Source organism: Undibacterium sp. 14-3-2 (genome assembly GCF_016595265.1).
Lineage (GTDB): Bacteria > Pseudomonadota > Gammaproteobacteria > Burkholderiales > Burkholderiaceae_D > Undibacterium > Undibacterium aquatile.
On record NZ_JAENGS010000002.1, the window covers coordinates 312743 to 331362 of the forward strand.

Annotated in this window: 12 protein-coding genes and 1 riboswitch; of the genes, 9 read left to right on the forward strand and 3 right to left on the reverse strand. The window is 52.1% G+C overall.

All coding sequences use genetic code 11. The features are described 5' to 3' along the window. Positions 1–126 precede the first annotated feature (126 nt). A complete protein-coding gene (locus Undi14_RS05945) occupies positions 127–2205 on the reverse strand; it encodes a TonB family protein (RefSeq protein ID WP_200178660.1) in 2079 nt (692 codons plus the stop codon). Between the two features lie 253 nt (positions 2206–2458). Between Undi14_RS05945 and Undi14_RS05950 the strand changes: the two genes are divergently transcribed. The 7 genes from Undi14_RS05950 to Undi14_RS05980 all read left to right on the forward strand — a co-directional run bounded on the left by Undi14_RS05950 (position 2459) and on the right by Undi14_RS05980 (position 13455). Beyond that, positions 2459–3415 (forward strand): proline racemase family protein, encoded by a 957-nt coding sequence (locus Undi14_RS05950; protein ID WP_370589914.1) that lies wholly within the window; start codon positions 2459–2461, stop codon positions 3413–3415. A gap of 122 nt (positions 3416–3537) precedes the next feature. After that, entirely contained in the window at positions 3538–4104 is a 567-nt protein-coding gene (locus Undi14_RS05955) for a response regulator (protein ID WP_186883074.1), read from the forward strand. A 146-nt stretch (positions 4105–4250) separates the two neighbouring features. Further along, a complete protein-coding gene (locus tag Undi14_RS05960; protein ID WP_200178662.1) occupies positions 4251–7004 on the forward strand; it encodes an MASE3 domain-containing protein in 2754 nt (917 codons plus the stop codon). Between the two features lie 275 nt (positions 7005–7279). Beyond that, positions 7280–7780 carry a chemotaxis protein CheW gene (locus tag Undi14_RS05965; protein ID WP_186896810.1) on the forward strand — a complete coding sequence of 167 codons (501 nt, stop codon included), beginning with the start codon at positions 7280–7282 and terminating at the stop codon, positions 7778–7780. Positions 7781–7842: 62 nt separating this feature from the next. Beyond that, complete coding sequence (locus Undi14_RS18450) at positions 7843–9498, forward strand: methyl-accepting chemotaxis protein (RefSeq protein ID WP_200178664.1); 1656 nt, start codon at positions 7843–7845, stop codon at positions 9496–9498. Between the two features lie 165 nt (positions 9499–9663). Beyond that, positions 9664–11811 carry a bifunctional diguanylate cyclase/phosphodiesterase gene (locus Undi14_RS05975; protein ID WP_200178666.1) on the forward strand — a complete coding sequence of 716 codons (2148 nt, stop codon included), beginning with the start codon at positions 9664–9666 and terminating at the stop codon, positions 11809–11811. Positions 11812–11877: 66 nt separating this feature from the next. Continuing rightward, positions 11878–13455 (forward strand): PAS domain-containing methyl-accepting chemotaxis protein, encoded by a 1578-nt coding sequence (locus tag Undi14_RS05980; protein ID WP_200178667.1) that lies wholly within the window; start codon positions 11878–11880, stop codon positions 13453–13455. A 60-nt stretch (positions 13456–13515) separates the two neighbouring features. Here the strand turns inward: Undi14_RS05980 and ylqF are convergent, their stop codons facing one another. Next, on the reverse strand, positions 13516–14448 hold the full coding sequence (ylqF, locus tag Undi14_RS05985) for a ribosome biogenesis GTPase YlqF (RefSeq protein WP_200178668.1): 933 nt from the start codon (positions 14446–14448) through the stop codon (positions 13516–13518). 271 nt (positions 14449–14719) lie between these two features. On the opposite strand from ylqF, the gene Undi14_RS05990 reads away from it, so the two are divergent. After that, on the forward strand, positions 14720–15241 hold the full coding sequence (locus tag Undi14_RS05990; protein WP_200178669.1) for a hypothetical protein: 522 nt from the start codon (positions 14720–14722) through the stop codon (positions 15239–15241). 153 nt (positions 15242–15394) lie between these two features. After that, a complete protein-coding gene (locus tag Undi14_RS05995) occupies positions 15395–15664 on the forward strand; it encodes a DUF2798 domain-containing protein (RefSeq protein ID WP_200178670.1) in 270 nt (89 codons plus the stop codon). Between the two features lie 162 nt (positions 15665–15826). Here Undi14_RS05995 and Undi14_RS06000 read toward each other — a convergent pair whose 3' ends face one another. Beyond that, positions 15827–18214: a S53 family peptidase gene (locus tag Undi14_RS06000; RefSeq protein WP_200178671.1), complete on the reverse strand. Its 2388-nt coding sequence runs from the start codon at positions 18212–18214 to the stop codon at positions 15827–15829. A gap of 60 nt (positions 18215–18274) precedes the next feature. Then, a riboswitch (cyclic di-GMP riboswitch) is annotated at positions 18275–18361 on the reverse strand. Between the last annotated feature and the right edge of the window lie 259 nt (positions 18362–18620).

Here is an 18620-nt window from a genome sequence, read left to right on the forward strand (position 1 = left end):
TTGCATCACTTTCCCATCACCGTTCTCAGTTCACAGCGTTGAACAATCAGCGCCGAACGGCATAACTGCAAACAGCAATGGCGGTGATAAAACAAAAGTGCGTCAAAGAATCAGCTTCGTCGAGGATCAGCGCAACTCTTCGAGTATGCGCAAACCATCATCAAAATTCCATACACGACGCACTTCTATCACGTCATATTGTGCAGCGATATTCGGTGGAAATGCAGCGTACTTGGCGTTGATACGAACAATATTGCGCACGGCCTGATCCAGATCAGCTCGCCCGCTCGATCGGTGTATCGTAATTTCCTCAACACTGCCATCGCTGCGGATCGCCACCGTGACGACAGGATCACCGCGCGCTTTATCGCGTGATGTCTGTGAAAAATTCAGATTCCCGTTTCTCTCGATTTTTTGCTTCCAGCTATCGATGTACATACGCAGTTGGATATCTTTTTCCGCACTGCCTAACACACTGCGGCGGCGTGGCCGTTCTTCAGTATCGGCACGCGGCAATGGCGGCGCGCCACGCAACAAATCTAAGCCACGCGCCTGTTCACGCGACCGGTTCGCCAGATCGCTGCTGAGTAAGCTTTGCGGCAAAACAAAAGCAGCAGTCTTGTCGCCACTTCCCGCAGCATTGCTGGCAGTTGATCCTGCAGAATTACTGTGGCTACCGGACACGCTGGTCTTGCCAACGGCACTATTGCCATCCGCCTTGCCAGCGGTGAGCGGATGATCATTGGCATTCGCCAGCTTATTCGTACCAGCAGCTTTTGCCGCAGCGATGGCGGCCTGTTCGCGCTCACGTTGCTGCGCCAGCGCCTGTTCAGCCTGTTGGCGAGCGGACTCGGCGCGCTGTTTATCAAGACGCTCTTGTTGCGCTTTTTGTTGAGCCTCTTGCACTTGTTGCTGCACTTGTTGCTGCACCCGTTGTTCTGCCAGTTTTTCCATTTTCTGGCGTTCCAGCAATTCCTCATTTTTTGCCTGAGCAATTTGCATTTCCATCTGCTGTTGTTTGCGCAACGCCTCTTCGCGTTGCCGCTTCAATTCATCCTCGCGCTCCTCTGCCTGCTGACGCGCAGTGAGCATGGCTGTCTGGCGCTCTTTGCGTTGTTGTTCGCGCTGAACAAGTTCAGCCTGCATTTGCTGCTTCAAGCTATCATCAACAAGTTTCATATTGTCGATACGTTGCAACGCGGTTGCCGCCAGGGCACTGGCATTGGCTTTGCTGGCTTCTTGCAAAATACGTTGCTGTTGCTGCTCGGCTTCATGCTGTTGCTGTGCTTCTTGCTGTTTCATTGCCAACGCGGCGTCAGCCTCCTTGCGCACTGCTTCAGCTATTTGCTTGCGGCTGGCGTCTTCCATCTGCTTCACACTTTGCTGCGTGGATGCAGGTGCTGCAATTTTTTCTTGCAACAATTCTTTCGTCGCCTGCAGTATTTTTTGTTCGCGCCGCTCTCGCTGCTGTGCATCCGGCTCAAAGCGACTGACCGCGACCGGCGGCAGATCAGTCAGCTCTTCAACTGACTGGCTTACGGGGTCAGGAAACATTCTCTGCTCTTCATTCTGCGTAAGCTCTTTTTTACTTTCTTCCGGATCACGAACCGCGACGCTGAAAGTGTCGCTCCTGAAATTATTCTGAGTAATAATGTCAGGTACATCCACCGCGACAACCCGTGGCGGACGTGACATAGCAACAGGTATCCGGGTCACCGATTTTTTCGCTTTCGCGGCTTTGGTGCGTGTTTTTTTCTCCGGTGCAGCGACGCTGGCAACAGCAATCGACGGTGCCAACAACTGTATGCCCTGGGTCGCCGTTGATTTCGGCGCCTCAGTCATTGCCAGGGCAGGCGGAGTAGCAAGCGGAGCCGCAGAGACTGCGGGCTCCGTTGATGGCGAAACGGTGTTCGTTTCAGCTTTTAGGTTTGCACTTGCAACAGGGTCAGAACTGGTCACCGCAGCAGGTGAGGCTGTCGTGGCTGCCGCAGGAACAACATCCGCAATTTGCACACTGAGTTCAGGTGTTTCTGCCCGGCGTTTATCCCAGGGTACTTCGAGACCCGGTAAGCCGACACCCGGTAAGCCAAACTGCAACGACAGGATGAATGCATGCACCAACAAAGAAATCAACAAGCCGCCAGTCAGGCGTTTTTTAATCTCATCAGGCAATTGATGTTCAGTTTTGGCTGGAAACAGATTCATGCAGCAGATAGTGGAAAATTCGGCTAAATTGCAAGTTAATCAAAAACCGGGAACTGGCGATGTTGTCTTATGATGCGCTCGTCGCCAAGCCTCATTATCGCATGCTCGGCAATCCATATTGTTGCAGATTCTGACCTGAGAATTGCAGGCGTTTGCCGGAAAAAAAATTAACGTCCCGGATAAAACAAACGTCAGGCATTTATACTATGGCACCATACCATCACTGATATCCGCACGCAGAAAGAAACGCATGTTGAAAAAAATCTCCATCATTGATTCACACACCGGTGGCGAACCCACCCGCATTATCGTCGGTGGCGGCCCCGACTTAGGCCTCGGCTCACTCGCCGAACGTCTGCAAGTTTTTCGCGACAAGTTTGACCACTATCGCAGCGCCACCGCCTGCGAACCGCGTGGCTCAGATGTCGTCGTCGGCGGACTGGCGTGCACACCGGCAGATCCGTCTTGTGTGGCAGGGATTATTTTCTTTAATAATGTCGGCTATCTCGGCATGTGCGGTCATGGCATGATCGGTTTTGTCGCAACTCTGGCCCACCAAGGAAAGATCAAGGCCGGACAGCATCGCATAGAAACACCGGTCGGTATCGTGAATGTTGAGTTACATGACGATCACAGCGTTACCGTGCACAATGTTCCCGCTTATCGTTACAGAACAGCTGTCAGCGTAGATGTGCCGGGGATAGGCAAAATCTCCGGCGATATCGCGTGGGGTGGCAACTGGTTCTTCCTGATCAATCAGCACGGAGAAGAATTGCATCTGTCGAACGTTGAGCGCCTGACCGACTATGCATGGCGCGTGAGGCAAGCATTGGAAGCCAGCCAGATTACGGGCGAGAACAATGCGCTCATCGATCATATTGAATTGTTTGGCGCCGCGACCAAAGCGAATAATCACACTCAGAACTTTGTGCTCTGCCCCGGCAAAGCCTATGACCGTTCGCCTTGCGGCACCGGCACCAGCGCCAAGCTTGCTTGCCTCGCGGCAGACAATAAACTGGCTCCGGGCGAAGTGTGGCGTCAGGAGAGTATTATCGGCAGCGTCTTCGAAGCGTCGTATCAGTTGCCAGCCCCGCCTGACAGTCAGGCAAGCGGACGGATATTGCCGAGCTTACGTGGAATGGCCTTTGTCAACATGGAAGCAGACATACTGCTGAATGAGGAAGATCCGTTTGTCTGGGGCATACGCTGATACGTTTGATCATTGCATTCAAAGCACGCTGACAGAGGCCGACAGAAACATTATTTTATTTCTCAAAATCAATAAAGTGACATAATTGGGCACATCTGTAAATTATCGAATTCATTGTTTTTATGACTGAAGACTACAAAAAGAAACCTTACCTGACGCCGAATGAAGTCGCGCAATGGATGATGGTGTCGCCAATTACTGTGCGTAGCTGGGCACAAAGAGGTTTATTGCAGGCCGAAGTCACGCCGGGTGGACATCGTCGTTTTCGTCTGGAAGAAGTCGAACGCTTTGCCCGCCAGTGGAATCCCGCCGGAAACAAGGGGCCACAGCGAATTCTGATCGTCGATGACAATAAGGCTTTCGCTGGCTTCCTGATGGAATTACTTGGCGAAGGTGAACAGCCTATGGTGGTCGAAGCCGCCTACGATGGCTTTGATGCAGGCCGTAAAGTACATACTTTTTCCCCGGATATTGTCTTGCTCGATCTGATGATGCCGGGCATCAAAGGTACCGAAGTCTGCCGTCAGATCAAGGAAATACCGGGGCAAGCCAATGTCAGAATTATCGCCATGAGCGGATATCTGAGCCCGGAAAACGAAGCGGAGCTTCTCTCCGTCGGTGTCGAATGCTGCTTTTCAAAACCTATCGATACTGCACGTTTGTTTCAGGTCATAGGCTTCAACATCTGACCATGTCAGAATAGGCTTCATACATCGATACACTCGCCATCGATGATCTTCTTTCTGCTTAGCTTGTATTATTCTTACGGTCATGCTGACGATGAATAAAACTGATGCCACGATGAACGTTGAATGCACGCTGAATGAATGACATCATGCTCATCCCTGGAGTAGAGGCAAAGCACAAGCTGTTAAGCCGGCAGCTATATCTGGTCGCGGTCTTTGCCGCCTTATTTTTGCTGGCGATGTTTTTGCCTCTGACGGATATTCATATTCCGCACCAGTATTATCTTCCTCTGCATACCTTGCTGGAATTTGCGGCCATTCTGTTTGCATTTCTGATTTTTGCGGCAGTCTGGCACACACCGGAAAAAGAAGTCTCCACTTCCCTGCTGCTGATCGCCGTCACTTTACTCGCCGCTGGCTGGCTCGATTTTGCGCATGTCATGTCCTACAAAGGAATGCCTGATCTGATCACGCCATCCTCGCCACAAAAGTCGATTGCTTTCTGGCTTTTTGCGCGGATACTGTTCGCCGGTATTATTTTGTTTATCAGCTTTTTCCCCAATCTGCATCCGCCCGGACGGCGCTTCAGATATACCGTGCTGGTCGCATTCAGCGTCATTAACCTGGGGATTTTGTGGCTGGTCTTTTTTCAGGAAAACAGCCTGGTCATTACATACAATGAAAACACTGGATTAAGCCAGTTCAAGATCGTCACTGAATGGCTGATCACCGCAGCACTGTCCATCGCCGCCTTCCGTTACTATCGTCTCGCACGCGCATCTGGTCAGGAATTTTCAACACTGATGTTCGCGGCAATTGCCATCGCGGCGATGAGTGAATTTTTTTTTGCAGACTACGTCGTCATCAGTGACACATCGAATGTCATCGGACATTTTTACAAATTCGTCAGTTATGCGCTGATTTATCGCGCGATGTTTGTAGTGATTGTGCGTAAGCCATATCAGACGCTGGCGATGCATGCAGAAACAGTACAAAAAATCAATGAAACTTTGCGTTCGCAGGCAATGGCACTGGAATCCTCCGCAACGCCGATTTTTCTTACCGACGAAAATGGCTTACTGCGCTGGAGAAATCCAGCATCGCGCGCCATTCTTCCTCCGGATGCCTCTGAGCTTGCTGGTCAGGCATGCTTGTTTTCCGCCCCTATCACACCCGATCCTAAGGTCGCAGCAGAGTTAAGAAAGACCGTTGAGGCGGGGCGAATCTGGCGAGGCTCCATCAACGTCACAAAATGTAACGGAGAAAGCTTCATCATCAATCGTACCGTCACGCCCCTGTTGAATGACAATGGAATCATTGAGGGATATGTTTCCGTTGGCGAAAATGTCACAGAAAGCACCAAAGCCTTATTGCGACACAAACGCGTGCTCGATACCGCGATTGACGGTTTTCTGATTGTCGATGATCAGGGCAACCTACTTGAAGTCAATGATGCGTACGTAAAAATGTCGGGCTATACGATGGAACAATTGCTGACTATGCGTATCAATCAGCTTAACGTGATACACGACACAGCAAATATTCAGGATCACCTGCAAAAAATCAGAGCACAAGGCCGGGATCAGTTTGAAACATATCATCGCCATCAGGATGGTCACATCTTCAGCGTTGAAGCTTCCGTCACTTACGATCCGGAATCCAGGCATTTCTTTATTTTTACACGTGACATATCCGAACGGGAGAAAGCGGAAACGATCAAACAGGGGCTGGAACGGCAGTTACAGCAATCGCAAAAAATACAGGCATTGGGACAACTGACGGGCGGCATTGCGCATGATTTCAATAATATTCTGGCCGCTATTCTTGGCTATTCCAATCTGGCGCTGGAACGCTTCGTGCCTGATAAACAAAGCAAACTGGCAATCTATCTGAAAGAAGTCATTACGGCCAGCGAACGCGCGCGGGATCTGATCGCCAAAATGCTGACCTTCACCCGCACCCAGGCCAGCACAGGCGTGAACCTGATTTCTCCCGCCTCAGTAATACAGGAAGTAGTGGCAATGATGTTGCCGTCGCTGCCTTCCAGCATACAGTTACAAAGCCATATCGAAGATGATCTGTGCATCCGTATGGACGCAGGAGAATTAAGCCAGATCCTGTTGAATCTCGTCATCAATGCGCGCGATGCGATTGATACCCATGGCGTGATTGACATTCATCTGCATCAGACAGAGTTACACGGGGAAATCTGTGCCATCAGTCAGCAAAGGTTATCCGGTAAATACCTGGCGATCGATGTCTCTGACAATGGCGGCGGCATCTCTCCCGAAAATATGTCGCGCTTATTCGATCCCTTTTTTACGACCAAGGAAGTGGGCAAAGGAACCGGGCTGGGTTTGTCTATGGTACAGGGCATACTGCGGCGCTCGGATGCCCATATTTTGGTGGAGTCCGGTGCTAACCTCGGAAGCCGCTTCCGGCTTCTGTTTTCCATCGTTCCGGCGTCAGAATGCAAATCGCAAGCCGCAAAAAATTCCAGTGCAGTCGGTGTCACCGGAACCGGACAACGCATCTGGGTCGTGGATGACGAACCCGCTGTCGGCGGATTTTTGCGGGAATTGCTCGAAGGTGCTGGTTATCAGGTGGAACTATTTACCGATCCGTACAAGGTGATGAATGCACTTGCCAACGAAGAGATTGCCATCGACTTACTGATCACCGATCAGACTATGCCAGGCATCACTGGCGTGACCCTGGCCCGCTACCTACACAGCATGCAACCCGATTTACCAGTGATACTGTGTACTGGATACAGTGATGGCTTAGACCGCGATGAAGCCCTTCGCAAAGGAATAAGGCATTACTTCACCAAGCCGGTTGCCGCATCAGCACTACTGACAACCATTGCCGATATTTTCGACATCAACAGCAAAAAACCTTGATGTAAAACAATACACATTTTGTAAATGCAGATTCTCCCGCAAACAACAAATCGATAAATTCGATTGACTCGATATATTCAAAAGCCTTAGCATTGCCATCTGGAAATAAATTCTGTGCTGTTAGCGCGCTAACAGCACGATTCTGATCCGATATTTTCCTCAACATATCTGCCAGCTGGACACCACTCTCCTCACAGGTGAGCAACATGCTTTGCCGCATGACCGCTGAATCAGATGAAAAGAGAAATATCTTTCACTGAATGCGAAGGATAGTGATGCAACTGACCGACAACATCAACGCCACCCAGAACCCCGTCGCCGGACTGGGCTCGCTGGAATTTCTGGCATTCACGCTGGGCAAAGAAGAGTACGGCATCGATATTCAGCGGGTGCAGGAAATTCGCGGCTACGAGGCGGTGACACGGATTGCCAATGCGCCGGACTTTATCAAAGGCGTGATCAATCTGCGCGGGGTGATAGTGCCCATCGTCGATATGCGCATCAAATTCAACCTGGACAATCCTGCCTACGATGAATTCACCGTTGTCATTATTCTTCACGTCTGCCAGCGTGTGATAGGCATGGTCGTCGACAGTGTTTCCGACGTCATCAATCTGGTGCAAGAACAAGTCAAGCCAGCACCCGATATCGGCTCGCTCAATACCGGCCATTTAATTGGCGTCGGCACATTAGATGACCGCATGCTGATTCTGATCGACATAGACAAACTCATTTCCAGCGGTGATATGGGTTTGATAGAACAGCTCTCTGAATAATCTTCGCCATCGGATGAAGACAGACGAGCCCGTATCAACTCACTCACCAGAAGAGAATACAAATGAACATGAATATGAAAGTCGGCACAAGATTAGGCATAGGTTTTGGTATCGTCGTGATGCTGTTGATCGGTATGACCTTGTTTGGCATTAATCGCATGAGTTCTCTCAACGACGGCACCAGTCTGCTGGTCAACGACCGTTACCCTAAAGTGGTACTCGCCAATGAAATACTTGATGGAATTAATTTCAATGCACTTGCGATGCGAAATTTACTGATCACTGAAGATCCTGAAAAAATTAAAGCAGCACTCAGCGAAATTAAATCTAACGTTACCCGTGTCGGCGAAAAAATTGCTCAACTCGACAAAACGATTTCAACTGAAAAGGGCAAGCAGGTTTTCAATGAGGTGAAAGAAGCTCGTAGTAAATATGTAGTGACTCAAAACGAATATCTGAAATTAATCGGCGAAGGAAAAAAACAGGAAGCGGGTGAATATCTGTTGTCGTCTGTCGTACAGGCGCAGACTGCATATTTTTCTCAGGTACAAAACCTGATCGCGCTGATTGGCACCATCATGGTCAAAAGTGGTGAAGATGCTGAGAAAAATTATCAGAACAGCAGAAATATGCTATCGGGCATCGCGATCATCGCGATCCTGCTGGCGTGCGGCTTCGCTTACTGGACAACACGCAGCATTACCCGGCCATTGAATCAGGCAGTGCAGATAGCCCGCACGATTGCCGATGGTGATCTCACCAGCAAGATTCAAGTCGAATCCACTGATGAAACAGGTCAGTTGCTGCAGGCCTTAAAAGACATGAATAACAGTCTGGCCAGAGTCGTGGCGCAGGTCAGAACAGGAACCGACACCATCGCTTCCGCTTCAACACAGATTGCTGCCGGTAATCTGGATCTGTCATCGCGCACCGAGGAACAGGCCAGTTCATTAGAAGAAACCGCGGCATCAATGGAAGAGCTGACCAGTACCGTCAAGCAGAATGCCGATAATGCGCGTCAGGCAAATCAACTCGCAGCAGAAGCGTCTGATGTGGCGATGAAAGGCGGCGATGTGGTCTCTGAAGTCGTCAGCACCATGTCATCCATCAATAATTCATCGAAAAAAATCGTTGATATCATCAGCGTCATTGATGGCATCGCATTCCAGACCAACATTCTGGCGCTCAATGCCGCTGTCGAAGCAGCGCGTGCTGGCGAACAAGGCCGTGGCTTCGCCGTCGTTGCCAGCGAAGTCCGCAATCTCGCTCAGCGCAGCGCTGCTGCCGCGAAAGAAATTACCGTGCTGATCGGTGACTCCGTCGATCAGGTGTCGGCAGGTACGCTGCTGGTCAATAAAGCCGGCACGACAATGAGCGAGGTCGTCAACAGCGTTCGCCGCGTCACCGACATCATGGCGGAAATTACCGCAGCGAGCCATGAACAAAGCACAGGAATAGAGCAAGTCAATCAGGCGATCGCGCAGATGGATGAAGTGACACAACAAAATGCAGCGCTGGTCGAAGAAGCTGCTGCAGCCGCAGCCAGTCTCGAAGATCAGGCAGCGAATCTGTCGGAATTAGTCGATGTATTCCGGATAGACAGCACACAGATCGTGGCAAACGCAGCCAGCACGGCGGTATCGCACACGCAAAAAGCCGCTACAGCAGTCCGGCGTCCGATGATGCAGAATCCGGCAAAACGTCTGACTAACACTTAACTATCCTGGCCGGAGCTCGCACTTCACAAGCGATGCTCCACGACTGATCATAACGGAACTCCGGAGAAACGCAGCATGACAGCGCCCTCTCCGGTTCAATCGTATTGCATGAAGAAATAAACTATACGAGGTGAATGTGATGGCCGGACAGAACAGAAGCTGATCATGATAGCCAGACTGCTCAAGAAAATACCTGTCGCTGATACGACATCATCAGCGCCAGCACCACTGCCCTCGCACGCCATCAACAAACCGGAAAATACGAGGCCTGGCAGCTCGCTGCAACCGTATGCAGACAGTATCGTCGCCAGCCTGAATGTGGGGCTCATCATTATCGATGAAGCTCTGCTGGTGTTGAGCGTGAATGATTGCGTCTGCAAAATTCTCGGGCTTGATCGTACCAATCAGATGGCTGGCCAGCATTTGCGCACACTGTTACCGGCACTCGAATCTCCGCATGTGTTACATCCGTTTCTGTCGGGTAAAACAGGAAAACGCTATCTGAGTATTCCTCACGAAAAAAGCCAGTTGCGCATCACCCTCACGGATATCGTCGGCGACCATGCGCAACAACACTCACTGATCACAGTCGAAGACATCACCGAAGAGCATCGCTTGCGCGAAGAGACTCTGGCGAATGCCGCCCACCACCGCAATCAGGCATCGTTGCTCGATAAAGCCAGCGACGCGATTATTGTGATTGGTATCAATCATCATATTTCGTATTGGAATAAGGCGGCAGAAAAGCTATATGGCTGGACGTGCAACGAAGCGCTTGGTAATTCCCCGGAAAATTTATTGTGGGATGATGAAGCAGCGTTTAATGAAGTAACGCGTCTAACGATAGAAGACGGTGAATGGCGCGGTGAAATATCGCAGCGACACAAAGATGGCACACCATTCGTTGTAGAGAGCCAGCGCACGCTGGTCAGGGATGAAAACAAGCGGCCCAAATCGATTCTTATTATTAATACCGATATCACCGAGCGCAAAGCGACTGAAGAAAAAATCCGTCATCTGGCTTTATACGACAGCCTGACCAGACTGCCAAACCGCACGCTGTTCATGGACAGGCTGAGGCAAGCGATCAGCAATGCCAGCCGTTATCAACGACGATTGGCGATCCTGTTCCTGGACCTGAACCGCTTTAAAGAAATCAATGATACGCAAGGCCACGATGTCGGCGATCAGGTATTGATACAAGTCGCACAGCGTTTTGAAGCAACGCTACGCGGCGAAAAGACACTGGCGCGGCTGGGCGGAGATGAATTCATCATCGTCACCGAAGTTGAAGATCAGGTTGCCGCAGCGATGATAGCCGAGCGTCTGCAACAGACGCTGGCGACCCCGCTGCACATCGGTAATGATCATTTTTCCGTCGGGGTCAGCATAGGTTTATCGTTTTATCCTGAAGACAGCGACAATGCCGATGACCTGATGAAGTGCGCCGACATCGCCATGTATAAAGCGAAAACAACAGGCGCAGGTTATATCGCATATCAGGCAAAAATGAGTGCCGACCTGAATGAGCAGATGCACATTGCCAGAACTCTGAATCAGGCAATGAACGCGGATAAATTAGAGTTGTATTACCAACCCAAAATCAATCTGAAGACCGGCGAGATTGACGGCGCGGAAGCCTTGTTGCGCTGGAACGATGCAGAGCGCGGCTGGATCAGCCCGGCGCAATTTATTCCGATTGCAGAAGCGCGCGGCATGATGGCGCAGTTAGGCTTATGGGTGCTCGAACGAGCCTGTCGTCAGATTTGTGCGTGGCGAACGGCGGGCTACCATTTTCATGGCCGATTGGCGATCAATCTGTCAGCCCAGCAACTCAGCGACCCGGAACTGGCCCACAAAATCCTGCAAACCGTGCGGAACGCAGGTCTCAGTCCGGCATGCATAGAGCTGGAACTGACAGAAAGCAGCCTGATGCATAACGTAGCGCAGTCTATCGATATCATGAAATCGCTGAAGATAATGGGATTTGCTTTGTCGATCGATGATTTTGGCACTGGCTATTCTTCTCTTTCCTATTTAAAATGTTTCCCTGTGGACACATTAAAAATTGATATCTCTTTTATTCGTGACATGCTCAATGAGCATCATGACCATACCATTGTTACCACCATCATTGGTATGGCGCGCAACCTCGGCCTCAAAGCGATCGCCGAAGGAGTAGAAACTCCGGAGCAGGCAACAAGCTTGCTCGAGCTCGATTGCGATCACGCGCAGGGATATTACTTTGGTCGCCCTGAACCTGCGCCAATATTTGCCTCACGTTGGCTGCGATGTTCAATGGACATCGCGTGAACTAAAAAAACGGCCGGGCTTAGTACCCGGCTATCCGTCTCCCCTTCACATGCAGAATAAAATACTATGCGTCTTAACACGCCCGTCACCAATCACGAGTACATACTCAGCGACACTGAAACCATTGTCTCGACTACCGATCTTCAAGGCAACATCACCTACGCCAACCCCTATTTCGTTCAGGTGAGCGGTTATACCGAAGATGAATTAATCGGTCAGCCACAAAATATTCTGCGTCATCCAGATATGCCAGCCGAAGCATTTGCCGATTTATGGGCCACCATCAAAAGCGGGCAGCCGTGGACCGGCATGGTCAAAAACCGCTGTAAGAACGGTGATTTTTACTGGGTGCTGGCGAATGTCACGCCTGTCGTCGAAGATGGTCGTCCGGTCGGCTACATGTCGGTGCGGACGAAACCGGGACGTGAACTGGTACAGCAAACCGCGGCCTTGTATAAAGAAATCAAAGCGGGCAATCCACGTAAAGTTAAAATCAGTCGCGGCAGCGTCAAACTGACCGGCATCGCTGGTGTATTGAATGCATTGCGTTATCTGTCACTGCAGCAGCGCGCCAACTGGAATCTTGGCTTTCTGATTCTGCTGATGAGTGCCATGCTGCTACAGAATCTGTTTTTCAATCCTGAGCCCTCGGGTTGGCTGACAGCCTTGTCCGCGATCGGCATTGTCACCGCACTCAATTTCTGGCACGCCTTGCATCGCGCCGTGATCGTGCCTTTGCATCATGCGCTGAAAGCCAGTCAGATCATGGCGGGCGGCGATCTGACGCAGGAAATCGACAGCCACGGCAAAGACGATATGGGTCAATTGCTGCGCGCCTTGCGCCAGTTAAATATCAATCTGTATTCGATTGTCGGTGATGTGCGCCGCAGTTCAGACCAAACCCGCATCGCCACCAGCGAAATCGCCGCTGGCAATATGGATTTATCGGAACGTACCGAATCGCAGGCCGCGGCACTGGAAGAGACTGCTTCCAGCATGAATCAACTGGCCGCGACCGTCGATCACAATACGGCGCACGCAGTACAGGCAAACCAGATGGCAGGTGATGCATCGCTGGTCGCTGACAAAGGCGGCGCCATCGTGTCACAGGTTGTATCGACCATGAATGACATTAATACGTCTTCCAAAAAAGTGGTCGATATCGTCAGCCTGATTGAGGGTATCGCATTCCAGACAAATATTCTGGCGCTCAATGCGGCCGTTGAAGCGGCGCGCGCAGGCGAACAAGGGCGTGGCTTTGCCGTGGTTGCCACCGAAGTGCGGCATCTGGCACAACGCAGTGCGAATGCCGCAAAAGAAATCAAAGATCTGATTCAGCTTTCCGCCGAAAAAATTGATGCGGGCACGTCATTGGCCGGAGCCGCCGGCGACACCATGCGCGACATCATCAGCTCAGTACAAAATGTCCGTAATGTCATGGGTGAAATTGCCGCGGCATCACGCGAACAGAGTGCCGGTATCGCCAAGGTGAATGCCGCCGTCCGCCACATGGATGATGTGACCATACAAAATGCCGCACTGGTCGAAGAAGCTGCTGCTGCCGCCAACAGTCTGCAGGAGCAAACCATCAAAGTCGTACAGGCTCTGGCGGTGTTTAAGCTGGATAAAAAAATACGCCGCTGACACTTGCGGACGCGGCGTAGTCTGAATGGTCTGCCATCGTTAATGCCACGATGGCACGGCTTACTCTTGCTCGTCGGCTTCCGGCTCCATACCGGTTTGCACACTCTTGCCCTGTCCCAGCAAGACTGGCGGCACATAGGTCGCCAGCAGATGCTCACGGCTGGCGGGCGTTTCCAGACTGATGCGGCCCAAAGCGCCGCTGCGGTAATCGAGCAACAAGGTATGCGAGGCTTTTTCAAAATCCCAATCGCCACCCTTGAGTTTGTAGCCGCGTTTTTTTGCGATGCCTTCAATCACAGCCACCGCATCCATGCCTTCCAGATTGAAACCATAGCGGGTCACCAGCGACTTCGGATAGTGAATCAGCAATTGCTCGGCAAGGAAAGTCGCAATTTCTTCTTCGATCAGCGCATTGATACCGATCGCATGGCTGGCTGCCAGCATCAGGCCATCGGTAGGATGTTCTATCTTCGGCCACAACATGCCGGGCGTATCGGTCAATATCATGTTTTTACCGAGATACAGGCGTTGCTGCGTCTTGGTCACCGCAGGTTCATCACCGACATTGGCGACGCGTTTTTTCAGCAAGGCATTCATCAGCGTCGATTTACCAACGTTAGGAATACCCATGATCATCATGCGCAAAGGCTTGGTCGGCACGCCACGATGCGGTGCGAGTTTCAGCGCAAAACCGGGCACCTTGGCAACGTCTGCCGGTTTTTTGCAGCTCATGGCCACGGCAAACACGTCTTTCTGGGCGTTGTAGTAATCCAGCCAGAATTTAGTGGCATTCGGATCAGCCAGATCGGCTTTGTTTAAAATTTTCAGGCAAGGGCGTTGGCGGAAAACGCGCAGTTGCTCCACCATAGGATTGCAACTCGCCTGCGGAATGCGGGCATCCAGCACTTCTATCACCAGATCGGTGTTTTCCATGGTTTCCGCCGCCTTCTTGCGGGCAGCGTTCATGTGGCCGGGGAACCATTGTATCGACATGCGTATTCTTCTTATCAGCAAAAACAAAGCGATATTGTACGGAACTCTGCCCCGCTCCACGCAGAATCTGCGCAGAAGTTTGTGTTTTACCCCAGAAATAGGCATAAATCGGGGGGTATATGCGATTTTTGCCTTAATCTCTAAGTAAATAAAGGGCTTTAAAATATACTCCCCCCAGTATTTTTTGGCCTTAGGCGACCGGAATAACGCTATTCTGAGCCGCTGAGCGCAACCGGTATGCTGATCGCTGTTATGTGGCAATGATGCGGCAATGCGCTGGCGGTTTTTCGTTTATATTGTGATATTGCCGATGCAATATCCGGTTGAAGCTGTCTTCTCCACATCGCCAGGAAAAATGATGCCGTCCACCACCACTCTGCTGACACGCATGCTTAAACACCTTGCGGCGTTGCTGTGCGCCGCGCTGCTATCCACCAATATCTATGCCGAGACCATGATGAAAGAGCCTGCGAATTCCAACGATCGCCACCTGACAGAAAAAATCATCCGCAATTTGTCGCCCTGCTTTCAGACTGTCGGTGTGACGCAGGCAGCCGCTCATGCGTTTCCGCAAACAGCAGCATTGCCGCCGGATAGCGAACTCGTCGTGGTGACTGCGATGCCAACGACCGGCCCGAGAATTTCAGACAGCTATCATTACACGCTGGCCGTGCACCAGTCGCGCCAGCAGGTATTCATCAAACAGGTCGGCGGTATCGGCGGCCTGCAAAAAGTATTCGGCCCGATACCGGTTGATCGTCTGTGCCAACAGGAAGACAGCGGCGAAAAGTAAATGTCTGCGTCTTTTTCTGTGCTCTTGTAAGATAAGCGCACTCTGCATCTGGCGGAAAAGCTGTCAGCAGTACGTCCTCCGCAATACCCTGAAAAAAGAAGCTGCGATGATCTGACTTTGTTACCAGATCATCGCCCGAATTTTGGATTTTTTATGCCCTCAACATCACCACGCAAGCCATCCGGCTTACCCAGACTACCGGCACGTTATGCCAGCATCGTCATGCCCTTCTTTTTATCTATCATCATGACCTGCATCGTCTCTGCCATCAGCACATTGCGCAGCGTCGGTCTGGCGAATAATTTCGTCGCTATGTGGATGGGCTCATGGGGAATTTCATGGCTCGTTGCCTTTCCCGTCTTGCTGCTGATTCTGCCCGTGGTCAGAAAAATGACGGCCATGGTCGTTGCGCCACATCCTTGAGGCAGAAGCACTGGCTGCAAATTTGCCTGAAAATACCGTTGAGTTCAACGCATAGCTCAACTCATCAGAGAGCGAAATAAAAAACGCCCGTGTCTGAATCACACGGGCGTTTTTGTATCAATCTCATCGGCTGGCATCGTGACGATGCGCAGCCGTGTTGTTTTACTTCGCTGCAATCGTGACTGGCACCGATGCCTGTGCCGTACGTCCGGCGGAATCGGTCACCACGACTTTCAGGGTATAGCTCCCTGTCACCGGAGTTGGCCAGCTGGCCGTGATCGCCAGACTGCTGTTCATGGAAAAGCTCATTCCCAGAGGCACGCCGGAAATCGATATCGATACCCAGCTGACGCCCGGATCAGAAATACTGATCTGCCCTGTCAGCGCTTTACCTGCCACACCCTTCATCGCCGGAGCCGTAATCACAGGACCACTGACTGCCGCTGCTGACACAACAATGGTGTATACCGCCTGACCACTGAGTCCTGTTTTGCTGTCCTTAGCTATCGCAGTCACGTTATACGTGCCGACCACTGGTGCTGCCCAGCTGACGAAACCGCTGGTGCTGACCGCCATACCGGCCGGTGCGCCACTGAGGCTATACGTCACAGGGTTAGCAGCAGTTAACACGACGGAGAATGACAATGGTGTGCCTGCTTTCGCGCTGATCGTGCCGCCAGTCACCACCGGTGCCTTCGCGGCGGCAATCGTGATGTTGTAAACCGCTTTGCCACTCAGCGCTGTTTTGCTGTCGGTTGCAGTGACCGTCACCGCATAGGTTCCCGCTACAGGTGTCGTCCATGTCACGACGCCTGTGCTGGCAATCGTCATGCCCGACGGTGCACCGCTCAGCGCATACGTCAGCGGATTTGTCGCCGTTGCCGAAACGGTGAAAGTCAGTGCTGTACCAACCTGCCCACTGATCGCAGCGCCAGTCACCACGGGGGCAGTCGGTGCGATTGCGGTTCCTGTCAGCGTGCTGATCAAATTGCCGATATTCGGCGTTCCCAGGCCCGTCAGTTGATCGTAGCCCGTCTTCGCATAGCAAGTGGCACAGGTTCCGTCCGAGCCTTTGACAATGTCAGCAAACGTGCTGGCGTACGTTCCCGGCACCGTAGAAATCTGACCATACAACAGGCTGTGTGGCTGACCCAGCGGCGCTTTTGCCAATTGCGCACGGGTCGCATTTGCCACCGCGACGATACCCGCCCATTGAGGAGTCGATAAGCTGGTGCCACCGGCACTGATCCAATTGACGGTCGTGCTGCCAGGATTGATGACAGCCACATACTGACCAGTCGATGGGTCCGCATTAAATGCCACGTCAGCGACAGTGCGGCGGGCGAGCGTGCCCATGCCTGGAACACTGCTGTTCTGATAAGTCGGCAAAGGCGTGTAGGCGCTGGTGCCGCCGCCAGTACCTGACCAGCCACTTTCAACCCGCGTGCCGCTACCGGAATAGGTCAGCGATGTGCCGCCAACCGCCACCACATACGGCGAAACCGATGGCCAGCTGACGGCGGCACCGGAATCACCGGTCGCTGCCAGATAAGTCATTTTTGCCGCGCTGAAAGCAGCATCGACCGATGCAGTCCAGTTACCTTCTGCCGCGCCGAAACTCATCGACACCACGCCCGGCCCCATCGCATTCGCCAATTTGACCGCACCGAGTAAGCTATTCAGCGATGCATCGGCGGCTTCGATCAGCACTATCCTTGCCAGCGGTGCGGTTGCATGCGCCCACTGCACATCAAGTGTGATCTCAGTCGCCCAGCCAGAGTTGTATGCCGGAGCAGTGCCAGTCAGTGTGCCGCTTGCGGTGTTGTAGGCGACCACCAATTCACAAGCGTTGGTCGCCGGTGCTGCCAACGGCAAGGTGCTGGTGGCCGCCAGAGTTTTCGCAGTACAACCAGGCAAACCGAATTTTTGATTGAATGCCGCCAGTTCGGCGGCAACATTCGGATCGTGATACGCATCAACGATATAAATCGTTTGACCGGCACCGAGTTGCGCGGCTTGCGCAGCTGTCAGCCCTGTCATGCTCGCAGGCAGTGCGGCGAGACCGTATGCCGCGCGGATCTGCGCTGGCGTATAAGTCGATACAACGCTGGACGTGGCTTGCGGTTGTATCACGCTGTTGCCCGGTAAAGAGCGGACGCGCGCGCCCTGTTGCGCCTGCACTTCCTGCATCGCAGTCACGGTCAGGCCACGATCGGATAATTGCTGAAATTCTTCAGGTATCGCCTGTTGACGCGGTCCCATCAGCGCAGACGCGCTGCTGTTAAACGCATCGATATCGGTTGGCGTATCGAGCAACACAGGGGCAACGTGAAACGTCGGTTGTGCAATCTGCGCCGCTGCCGTTTCCGGTAATTGGGCAACATCTGCACTGAGTGTCGTGGTCGCAGTCGCAATCGCGGCAGGTGCCTGATTCAGCGACGCGTTATCAGAATTACTGCCAGAATTACTGCCACAGGCACTCAGCAAGGCAAGCAGGCTGGCAGAAAGAATCCGGGGGACAGGTTTGGTGACAGGACGGGTGACAGGCATGGGCTCAGCTCTCTGTTGTTAGCGAGGGCCACGCGAAATACCTGATGACATCACAGGATAGTCAGCAACCCCGCTACCGTGGCGCGTCTGCGCTGTAGGCCGGAGGCTTTGCGTCTCTGCCTTTCGACAGATTTGCCCTCAGAATCGTCGTACCGCAAATGCGATACGAATACATACGAAATAAAGTAAACGATGCTGAGTGTAAGGAGTATGCAGGCGAAATAACAGCGTACAAATGTTAAAGAAGTTTGAAACGATATCGTCATTGACATCATTTTGTCGCCAACCTGCAACGAAACCAATTTGCAGATAACAGCCCGGGCACAACGCCATTCAGAAAGCCATCGGCGTGTTGTGTCAGCCGCTGAAAAGCGGTCCGAAAAATTGTCTGCGGAAAGAAAAAAAG

Bases quoted from the DNA above. Each gene is read 5' to 3' on its own strand.
- Undi14_RS05990 (WP_200178669.1), top strand. From the start codon at position 14,720: ATGCGCTGGCGGTTTTTCGTTTATATTGTGATATTGCCGATGCAATAT.
- Undi14_RS05965 (WP_186896810.1), top strand. From the start codon at position 7,280: ATGCAACTGACCGACAACATCAACGCCACCCAGAACCCCGTCGCCGGA.
- Undi14_RS05975 (WP_200178666.1), top strand. From the start codon at position 9,664: ATGATAGCCAGACTGCTCAAGAAAATACCTGTCGCTGATACGACATCA.
- Undi14_RS05995 (WP_200178670.1), top strand. From the start codon at position 15,395: ATGCCCTCAACATCACCACGCAAGCCATCCGGCTTACCCAGACTACCG.
- Undi14_RS06000 (WP_200178671.1), bottom strand. From the start codon at position 18,214: ATGCCTGTCACCCGTCCTGTCACCAAACCTGTCCCCCGGATTCTTTCT.
- Undi14_RS05980 (WP_200178667.1), top strand. From the start codon at position 11,878: ATGCGTCTTAACACGCCCGTCACCAATCACGAGTACATACTCAGCGAC.
- Undi14_RS05945 (WP_200178660.1), bottom strand. From the start codon at position 2,205: ATGAATCTGTTTCCAGCCAAAACTGAACATCAATTGCCTGATGAGATT.
- Undi14_RS18450 (WP_200178664.1), top strand. From the start codon at position 7,843: ATGAACATGAATATGAAAGTCGGCACAAGATTAGGCATAGGTTTTGGT.
- Undi14_RS05955 (WP_186883074.1), top strand. From the start codon at position 3,538: ATGACTGAAGACTACAAAAAGAAACCTTACCTGACGCCGAATGAAGTC.
- Undi14_RS05960 (WP_200178662.1), top strand. From the start codon at position 4,251: ATGCTCATCCCTGGAGTAGAGGCAAAGCACAAGCTGTTAAGCCGGCAG.
- ylqF (WP_200178668.1), bottom strand. From the start codon at position 14,448: ATGTCGATACAATGGTTCCCCGGCCACATGAACGCTGCCCGCAAGAAG.